This window comes from Streptomyces sp. NPDC014733 (assembly GCF_043083385.1).
GTDB lineage: Bacteria > Actinomycetota > Actinomycetes > Streptomycetales > Streptomycetaceae > Streptomyces.
Genome location: NZ_JBIBYO010000004.1, coordinates 167987 through 184133, shown reverse-complemented (window position 1 = coordinate 184133; position 16147 = coordinate 167987). Strand labels below are relative to the sequence as shown.

The 16147-nt window shown below is 75.9% G+C and carries 7 protein-coding genes; 4 read left to right on the top strand and 3 right to left on the bottom strand.

Translation table 11 applies throughout. The features are described 5' to 3' along the window. Positions 1-85: 85 nt before the first annotated feature. Together ACF1BH_RS12160 and mgtA are read left to right on the top strand one after the other, a co-directional pair. Entirely contained in the window at positions 86-376 is a 291-nt protein-coding gene (locus ACF1BH_RS12160) for an ArsR/SmtB family transcription factor (RefSeq protein ID WP_391642655.1), read from the top strand. Next, the gene (mgtA, locus tag ACF1BH_RS12155) at positions 369-3020 is read left to right on the top strand and encodes a magnesium-translocating P-type ATPase (RefSeq protein WP_391642361.1); all 2652 of its coding nucleotides are present in this window, start codon (positions 369-371) and stop codon (positions 3018-3020) included. Before ACF1BH_RS12160 ends, mgtA begins: the two co-directional genes overlap by 8 nt. 22 nt (positions 3021-3042) lie before the next feature. Here the strand turns inward: mgtA and ACF1BH_RS12150 are convergent, their stop codons facing one another. Beyond that, positions 3043-4557 (bottom strand): LCP family protein, encoded by a 1515-nt coding sequence (locus tag ACF1BH_RS12150; RefSeq protein ID WP_391642360.1) that lies wholly within the window; start codon positions 4555-4557, stop codon positions 3043-3045. 139 nt (positions 4558-4696) lie between these two features. Between ACF1BH_RS12150 and tatA the strand changes: the two genes are divergently transcribed. Together tatA and ACF1BH_RS12140 are read left to right on the top strand one after the other, a co-directional pair. Next, positions 4697-5119, top strand: coding sequence for a Sec-independent protein translocase subunit TatA (gene tatA, locus ACF1BH_RS12145; RefSeq protein ID WP_391642359.1), 423 nt, complete (start codon positions 4697-4699; stop codon positions 5117-5119). Between the two features lie 49 nt (positions 5120-5168). Beyond that, complete coding sequence (locus ACF1BH_RS12140) at positions 5169-5954, top strand: hypothetical protein (protein ID WP_391642358.1); 786 nt, start codon at positions 5169-5171, stop codon at positions 5952-5954. Positions 5955-6008: 54 nt separating this feature from the next. Here ACF1BH_RS12140 and ACF1BH_RS12135 read toward each other — a convergent pair whose 3' ends face one another. Both ACF1BH_RS12135 and ACF1BH_RS12130 read right to left on the bottom strand, forming a co-directional pair. Next, on the bottom strand, positions 6009-6878 hold the full coding sequence (locus ACF1BH_RS12135; RefSeq protein WP_391642357.1) for a TauD/TfdA dioxygenase family protein: 870 nt from the start codon (positions 6876-6878) through the stop codon (positions 6009-6011). 45 nt (positions 6879-6923) lie between these two features. Further along, a complete protein-coding gene (locus ACF1BH_RS12130) occupies positions 6924-16130 on the bottom strand; it encodes an amino acid adenylation domain-containing protein (RefSeq protein WP_391642356.1) in 9207 nt (3068 codons plus the stop codon). Positions 16131-16147 lie beyond the last annotated feature (17 nt).

Here is a 16147-nt window from a genome sequence, read left to right as displayed (position 1 = left end):
CAGGGGGACGGAGACGGCAGTGGCAAGGGGCATCGAGGGTGGCGGGGCGGATCCGTCCGCCGAGGTGCTGGCCGAGGCGGCCGGGATGTTCGGCCTGCTGGCCTCGCCGCCGCGGCTGCACCTCGTCTGGGCGCTGACCCAGGGCGAGAGCGATGTCAGCGGGCTCGCCGAGCGCGTCGGAGGAGCGCTGCCCGCCGTCAGCCAGCATCTGTCCAAGCTGAAACTGGCCGGTCTGGTCCGCTCGCGCCGCGAGGGCCGCCGTGTCGTCTACCTCGTCGACGACCCCGATGTGGTGGCCGTCGTCCGGCTGCTCGTCGGACGGCTCGCCGACCGCGGCGGGCAGCACGCGTCCGGCGCCCGCCGCTTCGGTGGCTGAGACCGACGCGGCGCCGGGCACCGGCCGGCTGCCCGGTCCCCGGCCGGCGCCCGCCGAGGTGACCACGGGCGCCGGGGACGGCGCCGCCCTCACCCCGCTCCAGCTGATGCGCCGCCTGGCGAGCGGACCGCGCGGCCTCACCGAGGGCGAGGCCGACACCCGGCTCGCCCGCGACGGCGAGAACACCGTCCCCGCCTGGCACACCCCGTCCTGGCCGCGCCGCTTCCTGCGCAGCCTGCGCGACCCGTTCACCGCCGTGCTGCTCTGCCTCGGCCTGGTCTCGGCGGCCGTGGCGTCCTGGGGCACCGCCTGCGTGATCACCGTGCTGGTCGGGGTGAGCTGTGTGCTGCGCGCCTCCGGCGAGGCGCACGCCGGACGCGCGATGGCGGCGCTGCGCGAGATGGTCGCCACCACGGCGACGGTGCAGCGGCGCCCGGACGACGACGCCCCGCCCCGGGTGCGGGAGATCCCCGTCGAGGAGCTGGTCGTCGGCGACGTGGTGCGGCTGGGGCCGGGCGATCTGGTCCCCGCGGATCTGCGGCTGCTGCGGGCGAGCGGTCTGACCGTCCACCAGGCGTCGCTGACCGGCGAGTCCACCCCGGTGCTCAAGCACGCCGTCGACGATCCGCCGGACGGCGACGACGCGGACCCGCCGCACCTGTGCTTCCAGGGCAGCAGCGTGGCCTCCGGCAGCGGCACCGGACTGGTCGTCGCCACCGGCCCGGACACCCGCTTCGCCGCCGCCTACCGCGCCCTCGGACGACGGCGCGCCGAGACCGCCTTCGACCGCTCCGTCCACGGCATCGCCTGGACCCTCATCCGCTTCATGCTGCTGACCCCGCCGCTGGTGCTGATGGCCAACGCGGCGGTGCGCGGGCGGGGGCTGGAGACGTTGCCGTTCGCGGTGGCCGTCGCGGTGGGCCTGACCCCGGAGATGCTGCCGGTCGTCGTCACCGCGACGCTGGCCCGCGGCGCCGCACGGCTCGCCCGCACCGGCGGTGTGATCGTCAAACGGCTGCCCGCCCTCCACGACCTCGGCGCGATGCAGGTCCTCTGCCTCGACAAGACCGGCACCCTCACCCAGGACCGGCCGCTGGTCGAACGGGCCGTGGACGCCCGCGGCCGGCCCGACCCCGGTGTGCTGCGCTGGGCCGCCGTCGGCAGCTTCTGGACGCTGGAACTCGCCGAACTGCCGGCCCCGGACACCCTCGACGAGGCCGTCCTCGCCGCCGCGGAGGAGGCCGGCGCCGACCCGCTCGCCCACGACGGCGTCGCGGCGCTCCCCTTCGACCCGGTGCGGCGGATCGCCGCCGCCGTCGTCCGCCGCCCCGGCGCGCTCGGCACCCACACCCTCGTCGTCAAGGGCGCGGCCGAGGACGTGCTGGCCCGCTGCGCCCGGGCGCGCAGCGACGGAGCCGACACCGCACTGGACGACGCCGAACGGGCGCGGCTGCTCGCCACGGTGGCGCGTGAGACGGACGACGGGCTGCGGCTGCTGGCCGTCGCCGTCGCGGACCGCCCCGCCCGCACCGGCGAGTACCGCGAGGCCGACCTGCGGGGGCTGACCCTGCTCGGCTTCGTCGCGCTGCGCGATGCGCTCGCCCCGTCGGCGGCCGACGCGCTCGGTGTGCTGGCCCGGCGCGGCATCCGCGTCAAGATCCTCACCGGCGACCACCCGGGCACCGCCGCCCGCGTCTGCCGGGAGCTGGGCCTCGACCCCGGCGAGGTGCTGACCGCCGCGGCGCTGGCGGAGCTGGACGGCCCGGCGCTCGCCGCGGCCGTCGACCGTGCCACCGTCGTGGCCCGCTGCGCCCCCGCCGACAAGGCCCGGATCGTCGCCGCGCTGCGCGGGGCCGGGCAGGTCACCGGCTTCCTCGGGGACGGCGTCAACGATGTGCCCGCGCTGCACGCCGCCGATGTCGGCATCACGCCGCGCGGGGCGGTGGCGGTGGCCCGGGAGGGCGCCGACGTGGTGCTGGCGGAGAAGGACCTCACCGCCATCGGCCGGGCCGTGGCCGCCGGGCGGTACAGCAGCGGCTCGCTCGCCGCGTATCTGCGCATCACCCTCTCGTCCAACCTCGGCAACGTCCTCGCGATGCTCGGCGCCGGGCTGCTGCTGTCGTTCCTGCCGATGCTGCCCGCACAGGTCCTGGTGCAGAACCTCTGCTTCGACGCCGCCCAGCTGGCCTTCGCGCTGGACCGGCCGGGCGACGGCGTGCTCCGCGGTCCCGCGGCGCTGCGGCCGCGCGCCTTCCTGCGGTTCATCACGGTGTTCGGGCTCATCAACGCCGCCGCGGACGTCGCGACGTTCGCCGCCCTCGGGGTCGCCCTGCACACCGCGGGCGCGGGGGGCGAGGAGGTGTTCCACGCCGCGTGGTTCACCGAGAACCTCTTCACCCAGGCGCTGGTGATGCTGTTGCTGCGCGCCGGACATCTCACGATGCGGGGCCGCCCGGGCCCGGTACCGTGCGCCGCGGCGGCCCTCGCCGTCATCGGTCTGCTGCTGCCGCTCTCCCCGCTGGGACCGGAACTGGGCCTGGCGGCCCCGCCGCTGCTGTACTACGCGCTGCTCGCCGCCGTCCTCGCCCTCTACGGGACGGCGCTGGCCTGGGCCCGGCGGCGGTACGTGCCGGACACCCGCTGACGGGCACGTACCACGTTCCCGGTTAGCCGTACGACAGCTTCGCGCAGGCGTCGTCGTCGGCCGTACGGGCGTCGTCCGAGACCTCCGTGGGCACCTTGTCGTCGGCGGGCGGCGCCGAGGCGGTGCCGTCCGCCGACGGTTCGGAGTACGAGCTGCCCACCGTGACGGTGATGCCGGCCGCGGTTCCCTCGTGGAGTTCCGCGCCGGGGAAGAGCCGGGCGGTGGTGCGGGCCTGGTCCTTCTGCCCGGGGCCGTAGGAGATCTGTGTGGTGGTGTGCTCCTGGGACGGTGCGGTGGTGGTGGCGACGACGGCGAAGCCGGAGGAGCGCAGGGTGTCGGCGACGCGGGCCCCGAGGCCGGTGGAATGGGTGCCGTTGAGGACGGTGACGTCGATCCCGGCGCCGGAGACGGGTTCCTCGGACGCGGGCTTGCCGGACTTCTTCTTGCCGCCCTCCCCGGCGGCGTCCTTGCCGTCGAGGGTGCGGTCGGCGCGCAGGGCCGCCCACAGGTTGTCGGCGGCGGGGTGCACGATCGCGACCCGGGCGCCCTGGTAGCGCCAGGGCACGGTGACGAACGCGGTGTTGTGCAGATCGATGTCCTTGAGCCCCATCGCGAACGACAGCAGCTTCTGGGCGCTGCCCAGCTCCGGGTCGACGGTGAGGGAGTCGGTGGCCGCGGTGGCGAGCGGCAGCAGCGTGGTGGGGTTGACGCCCTGTTCCTTGATCTTGCGTATCAGCCCGGAGACGAACGCCTGTTGCCGCTTGATGCGGCCGATGTCGGAACCGTCGCCGATGCCGTGCCGCAGCCGCACGTAGTCCAGCGCCTTGCGCCCCTCGACGGTCTGCTGGCCCTTGGTGAAGATCCGCTTGCCGCGGTGGCCGAGGTTCGGGTTGAGATCGCCTTGGTAGAGGTCCTGCGGTACGCAGACGGGGACACCGCCGACCGCCTCGGTCATCTTCGCGAAGCCGTTGAAGTCGACGACCACGGTGTGGTCGACCCGCAGTCCGGTCAGCTTCTCGACGGTGTTCTGGGTGCAGGCGGGATTGCCCTGGGCCGTCTCACCCACGGTGAACGCGGAGTTGAACATCACGTTGGTGCGCGGCTGGGTCCAGGAACCGTCGGGGAGCCGGCAGGGCGGGATGTCGACGAGGGCGTCGCGGGGGACGGACACGGCGAGCGCGTGCTTGCGGTCGCCGTAGATGTGCAGCAGGAACGCGGTGTCGGAGCGGCCCACGTCGCCCTCGCCGCCGCCCAGTTCGCTGTTCTTGCCGGAGCGGGAGTCGGAGCCGATGACCAGGACGTTGCTGCCGCCGGTGTTCGGGGCGGGGCGGTCGCGGCTGACGCCGTCGGCGCCGAACGTGGTGATGTTGCCGTCCAGCCGGTGGTAGAGCCAGCCGGCCCCGGCGGCGACCAGGACCAGGAAGGACGCGGCCGTCACACCGGCTATCCGGGCCTTGCTGCGCTTGCGCCTGCGCCGTCCCCGGGCGGCGTTGTCCCCGTTGCGGCGTCCGTCGCGTGCGGAATGGCTGCCTGTCACGTGTGCACCCTCAATTGCCCGGATTTTTCCTGTCGGGTAGGCGGTTCATCCTCCGCCCAGAGTTGTATAGTTGCGCAATGTAGCAAGTAAATGCCGGTGCTGTTCCACCGGCGACCCGGCAATCCGAGAGGCGGCGGCGATGCTGCGCAACGGACTGGAGCCCTGGCACCTGCTGATCGTGGGGATCGTGGTGATCCTGCTCTTCGGGTCCCGCAAACTCCCCGACACCGCACGCGCGTTGGGCAAGTCCCTGCGGATCCTCAAGAGCGAGACCAAGGCGATGAAGAACGACGACGCCGGAGCCGGTCCGCCACCCGGGCCCGCGGAGCCCGCCGCCCCCTACGCGGCCTTCCATGCCCCGGGCGCCCCCGCCGGCCCGGCCCCGGCATCCCCCGCCACCGGCCCCGCGCCCGAGCCCGGCGGCCCGGCGCACACGTCCACCGCCCCGGCGGCGGCCACCGGGCACCCGCTGTCCGCGGCGGGCACCGGCCGCCCCGCCGCGTCCGGCGACTCCGCCCCGGCGGCCGTACCCGTCACCGACCGGGGGACCGGCGGTGGCTGACGAGAGACCCCGCACCACCCTTCCGACCGCACCGACCACGGGGGTTGATGTGACGACGACCGATATGTTCCGGCTGCCGGACGAGGCGGACTTCCCGCATCTCCTGGACCGCGCGCTGGCCACCCGGGAGATGGCCGACGCGCTGCGCCGGGCGAACGGCGACCCCGACGCCGGTCAGCTGCGCGCCGACGCGCTCCGCTCGGTCGCCGTCATCGCCGCCGCGGCCGAGCAGGAGTACCGCGCCTACCGCCGTCTCGCCGAGGCCCACCCCGCGCCCCGCCCGGCCCGTCCGGCGGTCCGCCCGTCGAGCGGGGCCACCGGCGGGGTGCTGCCCGCGCTCGGCGTGCTCGTCCCCGGGCTGGCGGCGGTGGCCGCGGCGATCTTCCTGCTGCTCGGTTTCCTGCTGCGGGGCGTCGGGCTGCGCGGGCAGTTCGCCGACGAGCTGATCGTCGCGGGGGAGATCGCGGCCGGGGTCGCGACGGTGGCGACGCTCTGCGGCCTGCTGTGGATGGTGGTGGTCGCGGCCCGCAACCGCCCCTCGGCGGGCAGCCGTTCGGCGGCGGACGCCGAGGTGGCCAGCGCCCTGGCGGCCTATCAGGACGCCTTGCTCGAACGCGGTCTGCTGCCGTTCCTGCGGGCCCGGCTGGGCGAGGCCATGGGAGAGCCCGGGCCCGGACCGGACGCGCCGACCGCGCCGGGCGAGGGGCGGCCCCGTACGGGCCCCGGCTTCAGCGCCCCCGACTTCGCCAGCCCGGACTTCGCCAGTCCCGACTTCGCGAGCCCGGACTTCGGCAGCCCGGACTTCACCGGGCCGGGCGGCGCCGCGGAGCGCTGAGCCCCGCCGGGGCGGCGCCGCCAACCGGCCCCGCCCCAGCGGCCTTGCCGTGCCTCAGCCCTTCAGCGGGCCGCCGTTGATCGCGATCCGGCGCCCGTAGCGGGCGAGCGGGTAGTAGTCGTACGACACATGGTGCTGCACACAGCGGTTGTCCCAGAACACCAGGGTGTTGGGCTCCCAGCGCACCCGGCACTGGAGCAGCGGCCGCCCCGACACCGTCTGGTAGAGCATGTCCAGCAGGGCCCGGCTCTCCGGCGCCGACAGCTGCGGGATCCGCTGGGTGTAGATCGGGTTGACGTAGAGCAGCTTGCGGCCGGTCTCCGGGTGGCGCACCACCACCGGATGCTCGTTCCGCGCCGTGATGTGCCCCTTCGGGATGGGCCGGTCCCCGAACGCCAGCCGCCCGTCGTGGACCGAGGTCAGCCCGTCGAGGAGGTCCCGCATCGTCGGGGAGAGCAGGTCGTACGCGAGGTGCATGTTGGCGAAGAGGGTGTCGCCGCCGGTGCCCTCCGGGGTCTCCAGGATGTGCAGCATCGAGCCGAGCGACGGTTCGAGGTCGGCGGTGCCGTCCGCGTGCCAGGCGTTGCCCGCGACGTCCTCCGCGCCCGGGGTGGTGACGATCTCCAGGATGTGCGGATCGCCCTCGGGCGGCGGCGGGTTCACCGGCCGCAGCTCACCGAAGTGCGAGGCGAACCGCAGATGGTCCTCGCGGCTGATGTCCTGGTCCCGCAGGACCAGGACGTGGTGGTCGAGGAAGGCCGCCTTGATCTCGGCGAGCTGGTCGTCCGGGAGCTCCTTGGTCAGATCGACCCCGGACACCTCTGCGCCGATCACCTGCGTGAGCGGGGCGACCTCGATGGTCCGGTACCCACGGGCGGGCCGGGTGACGAGACGCTCGATGGCGTCGAGTTCGTACTGCTCCATGTCTGCTTCCTTCGGTGGAGGGACGGTACGGCGGACGGAGAGGGTTCAGGAGCGGGCGTCCAGCGCCGCGTGGAGTGCGGCGGCGACGGCCCGGGTGTGCGGGGGGCGGACGATCCCGTAGTGATCGGTGGGCAGCTGCCGCCAGTCGCCGGGCAGCGCCAGATGGCCGCGCCACAGCTCCCGGTGCGCGGCGGCGGACAGCGGCGCGGGCAGGCCCTCCGCCGGGTGCTCGGCCAGCCACATCCGGGCGGGCGTCCGGGCCAGCCGGGGCAGCCGGTGGTCGGCCATGGAGGCGAGGTTGGCCCGGCAGCACCGCGCCAGCCGCTGGGCGTAGACCTGCCCCTCGCCGGTGAACGCGCCGTCCACCGAGCCCAGTTCGTGCGCGAAGACCGCTTCGAGCTGCTGCTCGTCGTAGCCCTGGAAGCCCGGTCCGGAGCCCGGGGGCGGCGGGTCGAGCAGATGGACGCCGGACACCGGGTGCCCGGCCGCCTCGGCGAGCGCGGCGATGCCCACCGCGGTCCAGGCGCCGAACGACCAGCCGACCAGGTGCAGGCGTTCGGTGGCGTCGCCGAACCGGGCGCGGAGCGCCTCGTGGTAGCGGCGGGCCCGCTCGTCCAGCGTCGGGGTGGCCACGTCCGGGTCGCGCAGCGCCGGGTCCGCGATCAGGCAGACCGTCGCCCGGTCGTCGAGCGCGGAGACCAGCGACCGGTACGCCTGGATGTCGCCGCCCACCGGATGCAGCAGGCACACCACCTCGGGTCCGGTGCCCTCCTGCCACACGTCGAGGGGCACCGCGTCCGCCGCGGCGGCGTCGGACGCCGTGTCCTGACCGAGGTGGGCCAGCAGGTCGTTGAGGCTGACCCGGGGCCCGAACCACGACAGGTCCAGCTCCACGCCGAAATGCTGTTTGACCACGCCGATCAGGTCGAGCAGGGTCAGTGAGTCGGCGCCCAGGTCGTACAGCGGGGCGTCCGGGTCGAGCGGATCGGCGTCGAGCCAGTCGCGGAGCCAGTCGGCGAGCAGATCCGCCGGGAGGGGCGCGGCCGGTTCCGCGGCGGCCGGTGCCGGGCCGCCGGCCGGTACGGAAGCGCCGGCGGCCTCCGGGGCGGGCCCGGCGTAGAAGGTGCGGGACGCCTCGATCTCCGTGGTGGAGACCAGCAGGTGCGGCAGTTGCAGCGCGACGGCGCGGCCGAAGACCCGGAGGCCCTCCTCGACGGTCAGGCCGACGGAGAGATGGGCGCGGTGGCGGGCGTCGCCCGCCGGGACCCGCAGTGCCATCCCGGTCTCCCGCCACACGTCCCAGCCGACGGCGATCCGCGCGGTGGTGCCGGGCCGGTGGTGGGCGAAGGCGTCCAGCAGGCCGGCCGCCGCGGCGTAGTCGTACTGTCCGACGCCGCCGAGCCGCGCCGACATCGACGAGCAGTGCACGACGAGCGCGGGGGAGCAGCGGTCGACCAGCCGCTCGACGAGGAGCGCACCGTGCAGCTTGGCCCGCTGGCCGTCCGCGCCGGCCGGGCGCCGCACGACAAGGCCGCCGGTCGCGGCACCGGCGGCGTGCACCACCGTGGCCGGGCCCGAGGCGCGGGCGGCGATCTCGGCCACGAGCGCGTCGTGGCCACCGGGGTCGGCGAGGTCCGCCCCGATCAGCTCGACCCGCTCCGCCCAGGGCGCCAGCGCCTCCGGCAGCCGGGGCCGCCGGGAGACCAGCAGCACCCGGCCCGCGGTGTGCCGGAGCAGCCAGGCGGCGATGCCCGTCCCGATACCGCCGGTGCCGCCGAGAACGACATGGTCGCCCTCGGGCAGCTCGGGAAGCTCGGGCGCCGGGTCCGGCGCGGTGACCGGCACGGTCACCTCGTGCCACCAGTGGCCGTCGCGCAGCGCCAGCCGCTCCGGCAGGGCGGTGCGCGGGGTGGCCGAGGTGAGCAGCGCGGCCAGCGGTCCGGCCCACTCGGCCGGGTCGGCGGCGGGCAGATCCAGCCACCGGCCGTCGGCCGCGCCCTCCTGCCCGGCGACCGTGGCGATCCCGGTGAGCAGCCCCGACTCCGGCCGTTCGACGGCACCGTGGACCGGCTGCGTCCGGTACGACAGCCACCACAGGCGCGGCCGGAGCGCGGGCGGGGTGTCCGCCAGCGCCTGGACGAGGGCGGCCGGGGCGTCCAGACACGCGCGCTCGGCCCGGGCCAGCGACTCCGCACCGGCCGGCCCGGTGAGAGCCAGCGGCAGCGCGTGCAGCCAGTCGGTGCCGCCGTCGGCCTCCGGGCCCAGTGCGTCGAGCAGCCGGCGCCAGGCGGTGGGGTCGGCCGGATCGACCTCGAAGGCGTCGTCGCCGCGGCGGGCGAAGGCGTCCCCGGTGCCGACCCGGACCACCCGGGAGTACGCCGCCGCCAACCGCGGCGGCACGACGTCCGGTACCGGTCCGTCCGTGACCAGCACCAGCTGCCGCAGGGTGCGCTCCCGGCAGCCGGGCGCGGCCCGGCGCCACCGCACCCAGTGCGGCTGGCTCAGCCACGCGGCCTCGGGGAGGCGCGGGGGGACGGCGGGGGCCGCCGCGCCGGTGCCCGACGCGAGCTGCCCCTGGCCTCCGGTGGCGTGCCCGGCCGGGGCCCGTCCGCCGTCCTCCGCACGTGCCCGCGGGAAGTCGTACTCCGCCAGGTCGAAGGCGGGCGGCGGGAAGTCCCACGGGGCCGGGGCCGGGCCGGGGCGGGCGGCGAGCGGGGCGCCGGCGAGCCAGGCGGCCACCGTGTCCTGCACGGTGGCGCCGTCCGCGACGGGGGCCCCGCCGGAGGGCTCCGGGGGCGCGACCGGTTCCGCACCGCGCAGCCACCGCACCGCGGCCGCCACGTCCGGGCAGACCGCGGCCGCCCGCCAGCGCCGCTGCGGCCGCCCGGAGCGCAGATGCCGCAGCACCGCGCCGTACGTTTCCGGACGGTCCGTCAGGTGGTCGGCGATGCGGGCGGCGTCGGCGCGGAGCGCGGCGGGGCTCGACGCGGAGAGGAACAGCGCGCCGTCCACCGCCTCGGACCCGGTGGCCTGCGCCGCCGTGGGCGGCGCCTCCAGCACCACATGGGCGTTGGTGCCGCCGATGCCGAAGCTGCTGACCGCCGCCACCCGGGGCCGGTCGGCCGGCCAGGGCTCCGCGGTGACCGGGAAGCGGAACGGCGTCGGGTCCGCGTCGATGTGCGGGCTCAGGGCGCGGAAGTCGGCGTGCGGCGGGATCACCCCGTGGTGCACACCGAGCACCGCGCGGATCAGGCCCACCACACCGGCCGCCGCGCCCAGATGCCCGAGCTGGCTCTTGACCGAGGTCAGCGCGGTCCGGCCGGACTCCGGTACGTCGAACGCCTGCCGCAGCGCGCCGATCTCGACCGGGTCGCCGAGCCGGGTGCCGGTGCCGTGCGCCTCGACGTACGCGAGGTCGGCGCCGGTGCGGCCGCTGCGCCCCAGGGCCGCCCGGATCACCTCCCGCTGCCCGGCCAGCGACGGTGCGCTGTAACCCATCTTGTCGCCACCGTCGTTGTTCACCGCCGAGCCGGTCAGCACCGCGTAGACCGTGTCGCCGTCCCGCCGGGCGTGCGCGAGCGGCTTGAGGACGACCACGCCGACGCCGCTGGCGCCCACGGTGCCGCTCGCGTCGTCGCTGAACGGACGGCAGTGGCCGTCGGCGGAGAAGATGTGCTGCGGCTGGTAGCGGTAGCCCTCGCGCAGGGTGGTGTCGACGAGCACCCCGCCGGCCAGCATCACCTCGGCGTCGCCCTGCCGCAGCAGCCCGGCCGCCAGATGCACCGCGACCAGCGAACTGGCGCACGCGGCCTGGGCGGTGAACGCCGGGCCGGTCAGCCCCAGATGGTAGGCGGGCTTGGTGGCCAGGTAGTCCTTCTCGTGGTGGAACGACAGCCGGAACGCGTCCGGCAGCGCCGCCGGATCGCCCTCCTGGAGCATCGTGCGGTAGTACGTGCTCTCGCCCGCGCCCGCGATCAGCCCGGTGCGCGGACCGGTCGCCGGATCGGCGATCCCGGCGTGCGCCAGCGCCTGCGCCGCGCACATCAGCAGATGGCGCTGTTGCGGGTCCATCAGCCGGGCCTCGGCGCGGCTGAGCCCGAAGTGTTCCGGGTCGAAGGCGAGCGGCCCGTCCAGCAGGCTGCGCGCGCCGACCATGCCCTCGGCGGCCTCGAAGTCCTCGATACCCCGGCCGCCGGTGCGTATCAGCTCCCAGAACGCGGCGAGATCCACCGCGCCGGGCAGCCGGACCGCCATCCCGACGACGGCGATCGGCTCCGCCCGGGGGAGGGCGTCCGGCGGCTCGGGCGCGGAGGCCGGGGCGGGAGCCGGCACGGGCGGGGCGGCCGGTTCCGGCGTCCCCGCCCCGTCCAGGAACCGGGCCAGCGCCCGGACCGTGACGTGTTCGAAGAGGTCGGCGACGGTGAAGCGGAGCCCCAGCTCCGTGGTGCAGCGCAGGTGGTAGCGCATCAGGGTCAGGCTGGAGGCCCCGGCGTCGAAGAACGTCCGGTCGGGCTCGATCGGACGGCCGGTCACCTCCGCGAAGAGCGCGGCCAGTTCGGCCTCCCGCGGGGAGCGCGGTGCCGCGTCCGCCGCCCGGCCGCCGACCTCCTCACCGGGCGCGCGCAGCGCCGCCGCCCGGTCCAGCTTCCCGCTGGGCGTCCGCGGCAGCGCCGTCAGCCGCCGGAAGCGGGCGATACGGACGTACGCGGGGAGCAGCGTCGCCAGATGCGTGGTGAGGGCGGCGGCGTCCGGCGTCGTGCCGCGGCACTCGAAGCACGCGGTCAGCGTGGTGCCGTCGGCCACCACCACGGCGTTGGTGATCTCCGGGTGCCGCAGCAGCGCCGCCTCGACCTGGCCCAGCTCCAGCCGGTGCCCGCTCAGCTTGATCTGCTGGTCGTCGCGGCCCAGGTAGTGCAGCAGCCCGTCCCGGTCGAAGCGGGCCCGGTCGCCGCTGCGGTAGAACAGCCCCTCGCCGGGCAGTTCGGTGAACCGCTCGGTGTTGAGGTCCGCCTCCGGGGTGTCCAGGTAGCAGCGGGACACCATGGTGCCGCCGATGAGCAGCTCGCCGGGGCAGCCGGGCGGCACCGGCCGCCCGTCGCCGTCCACGACCCGCAGCACCGCGCCGGCCACCGGCCGTCCGACGGCCGGCCGCTCCGGCCAGTACGCCGGGTCCCCGTCCAGACACAGGGCGCTGACCACATGCGTCTCGGTCGGCCCGTAGTGGTTGAACAGCCGGGCGCCGGGCAGCCCCGCCAGCCAGCGGCGGATCGCCTCCGTACACACCAACTGCTCGCCCGCCGTGACCACGTCGCGCAGCCGCGACGGGTACCGGCCCAGGTGGACGGCGTGCTCCGCCAGGAGCTGGAGTGCCACGTACGGCAGGAAGATCCGTTCGGCGCCGGACTCCTCCAGCTGCGCGAGGAGCGCGGGTGCGTCCTGCCGCAGACCGGGGCCGATCAGCCGGAGCGTGCCGCCGCCGCAGAGCGTTCCGAAGATCTCCTGGAACGACACGTCGAAGGAGAGCATCGAGAACTGCTGGGTGACGGCGGGCGCGCCCAGACCGCCCGCGTCCGCCTGCCAGGCGAGGAGGTTGCAGAGCGTCCGGTCGAAGACCTGGACGCCCTTCGGCGTGCCGCTGGAGCCCGAGGTGAACAGCGTGTACAGCGGCCGGGCCCCGTCGTGCGCCGCGACCGGCGCCCCCGGGCCGCCCGCCCGCAGCGCCACCGGATGCCGCACCACCCGGCCTTCGGGATCGACGGCGTCCAGACCGGGCGCGCCGTCCGGCGGCACCAGCACGCACAGCGGCGCGGCCCGGTCGAGGACCTGCCGCAGCACCGCGGGCGGATACGCCGGGTCGAGCGGTACGACCGTCAGATTCAGCCGGGCCAGCGCCAGCAGCGCCACCACATGCGTCAGCGACGGCTCCAGATACAGCGCGACCCGCGCCGGAGCCCCGTCCGTAACCGGGAACGCCTCCCGCACCTCGGCCGCCAGCGCCGCCGCGTACCCGTCCAGCGTGGCGTAGTCGACGCTCCGCTCCCCGTCGTCCACGGCCGGGGCGTGCGGGGTGCGCGCCACCTGCCGGGCGAATCCCTCGGCCACCGTCGTGAACGCGGGGCGGGCCGCCGCGCCGCGGCCGTGGTCGGGCAGGCGGGCGCGGTGCGGGGCGGCCAGGTCGGCGGGGGTGTGCGCGCCCGCGTCGGCGAGCAGGTCCAGGGCCCGCCGCAGCAGGGTGTCCAGCGCCGTGATCTCGTCGGCGTCGAAGTGGTCGGTGGCGTACTCCCAGACGCACTCCAGGCCGTCCGCGTACGCGACGACGGAGAACGTCAGCGGGCACTTCGCCTCGGCCGGCGGCCACCACAGCGGGCGGGCCGCGCAGCCCGGCAGCCGCAACGCCTCGAAGTCGGTGTTCTCCTGGACGAAGAGCACATCGAACGGCGCTCCGTCGTCCGCACCGGACGCACCGGCCGACGCCTCCAGCGCATCCGAGAACGCCACGTCCTGCCGGTCCAGGACCGCGGCCACCTCCGCGCCCCACCGCAGCAGCTGGGTCCGCAGCTCCTCGGCGGGGGCGACGGTCAGCGGCAGCAGCACGGTGTTGGCGAACATCCCGACGCCGCCCTCGAATTCGGGCACCGGGCGGCCCGCCACCGGCGCCGCGATCCGCGGCCGGGTGCGGCCGGTCACCGCGTACAGGCTCCAGGCGAAGACGCCCAGCAGCACCTGGAAACGGGTCAGGCCCAGCTGGGCGCAGAGCCGGTCGACATGGGTGCGGCGCACCGTGTCCAGCCGGGTGTGGAGCAGCCGCGCCTCGGGGAACGGCGTGCGCCGCGCGGGCAGCAGCCGCTCACCCGGCCCCCGCGCCGCCGCCTGCGCGTGGTGCGCGGCGAGCGCGTCGCGGCGCTCGGCGTAGGCGGGGCGGGCGAACCACTCCGCCTGCCAGTGGGCGTGGTCGAGCGGCGTGTACCCGGCCTCCGGCGCCGCCGGCGCCACGCCCGGGTACGCCGCGTACGCCTGCGAGAGGTCGGCGAAGAGGACGTTGAGCGACCAGCCGTCGACCGCGATGTGGTGCAGCTGCAGCAGCAGGACCGCGCCGTCGTCGTCCGGCAGCAGGCAGGCGCGCAGCATCCGCGGCGCGGCCAGGTCGAACGGTTCGGCGAAGTACCGCGCGGCGAAGGCCCGGCGCCCCGCCTCGTCCGACGGCGGGACGCCGGGGTCGGTCCACGGGTCGTACGGGTCGCCGACGCGCTGCCGCAGCCCCTCGGGCGTCGCCTCGAATCCGGTGCGCAGCGCCGGATGACGCACCACCAGCTGCCGCACCGCGTGCCGCAGCGCCGCCGCGTCGACCGGGCCGTCCAGCCGGAACGCCTGGCCCACGTGGTAGGCGCGGGAGGCGGGGTGGCGCCGCTGGTGCAGCCAGAGGCGCTGCTGTTCGGCGGTGGCCGGTGCGGAGCGCGCCCCCGAGGGCGGCGCCACCGGCGGATACGGCGACTCCCCGGCGTCGCGGGCGGCGGCCACCGCCTCGGCGACGGCGGCGAGATCCCCGCCGAGCACCAGCGAACGGTCCAGCTCACAGCCCCAGCGGCGGCGCGCCGCGAAGCAGAACCGCAGCGCCTTCAGGGAGTCGCCGCCCGCGGCGATCCACCGGTCGTCCGGCCGCGGATCCGCCAGCCCCAGCACCTCACCGGCCAGCTCCAGGACCTCCCGCTGCCACGGCGTCACCTCGGCGGCGGTGTCCGTGGCACGCCGCCACGGCCGGTCGGCGCGGGCCAGCAGCGCCGCCTCGTCGACCTTGCCGTTGGCGGTCAGCGGCACCGCGTCCACCAGGAAGAGATGGTGCGGACGCATGTAGGTGGGCAGCCCGTCGGCGAGGTGACGCTCGCACTCCTCGTACGACAGCTCGCCGTCCAGCACCAGGAACGCCAGCAGCTCGTGCGGGCCGTCCGCGCCGGAGCGGCGGGTGCACACATGGGCGTGGCGCACGGCCGGATGCGCGGTGATCTGCCGTTCCAGCTCGCCCGGTTCGATCCGGAAGCCCCGCACCTTCACCTGCCGGTCGGCGCGGCCCACATACGTCAGCAGCCCGTCGGCGCCGGCGCGCACCAGGTCGCCGCTGCGGTAGTGGACCGTGCGCCCGCCGTCGTACCAGGGCAGCCGGACGAAGCGGAGCGCCGTCTCCTCGGGGAGGTTGCGGTACCCGGCGGCCAGTCCGGAGCCCGACAGGTACAGCTCGCCGATCTCGCCGTCGGCCGCCACCCGCGTCCCGTCGGCGGCCACCACGACCGCGCCGGTCTCCGGCAGCGGCCGCCCGATGGGCACCACGTCGCCGTCGAAGTCGCGCGGGATGGGGTAGGACACCGCGAAGGTGGTGGCCTCGGTCGGACCGTAGCCGTTGAACAGCCGGGTGGCGGCGTCCGGATTGTGCCGGTACCAGCGGCGCACGGTGCGGGCGTTGAGCTGTTCGCCGCCGACGAAGACCTGCCGGGCGCCGGCGAAGCAGCCGGGCGCGGTGTCCACCACGGCGTTGAACAGCGCCGCGGTGACGAACAGCGTGTCGATCCGCTCCCGCAGCAGCGTCGCCGCCAGCCGCTCCGGATCACGGACGTCCGCGTCGTCGACGATCACGCAGCAGCCGCCGGTCAGCAGCGGCGTCCACACCTCGAAGGTCAGCGCGTCGAACGCCGGGTTGGACAGCGCGCCGAACCGCATGCCCGGCGCCGTCGCCACGAACTCGGGCCGGGCCAGCCGCAGCACCCCGGCGCCGGGGACCTCGACGCCCTTGGGCAGACCGGTCGTTCCGGAGGTGTAGAGGAGGAAGGCCGTCGGCCCGGCGGCGGCCGGCGGTTCCTGCGGCGCCGGGAAGCGGTCGCGCGCGGCGAGCAGCCCGTCCGCGTCCAGCGGCCGGACGTCCGGCGGTACCTCGGGTGCCGTCGCGCCGTGGACGAGTGCGACGGCACCCGCGTCGGTGAGGATGTGGCGGCGCCGCTCCGGCGGGCTCTGCGCGTCCAGCGGGACGACATGGGCGCCCAGCCGCAGGATGCCGAGCATCACGCAGAGCAGCTGCCAGGAGCGCGGCAGCTGCACCGCCACCGCCTGCCCGGGGCGCACACCGTGGTGGCGCAGCCCGTCCGCGACGGCGGCGCCTGCCGCGTCCAGCGCCGCGTAGTCCAGCCGCACCGCGCCGTGCTGCACGGCGGGCGCCTCGGGGGCGCGCACCGCCCGGGCGTGTACCTCCTGTGCCAGTCCTGACATCAACTGACCTTCTTCGT

What these genes read in the sequence shown, in the direction of transcription:
- ACF1BH_RS12130 (WP_391642356.1), bottom strand. Translation starts at nt 16,130, where the DNA reads ATGTCAGGACTGGCACAGGAGGTACACGCCCGGGCGGTGCGCGCCCCC.
- ACF1BH_RS12135 (WP_391642357.1), bottom strand. Translation starts at nt 6,878, where the DNA reads ATGGAGCAGTACGAACTCGACGCCATCGAGCGTCTCGTCACCCGGCCC.
- tatA (WP_391642359.1), top strand. Translation starts at nt 4,697, where the DNA reads ATGCTGCGCAACGGACTGGAGCCCTGGCACCTGCTGATCGTGGGGATC.
- ACF1BH_RS12160 (WP_391642655.1), top strand. Translation starts at nt 86, where the DNA reads ATGTTCGGCCTGCTGGCCTCGCCGCCGCGGCTGCACCTCGTCTGGGCG.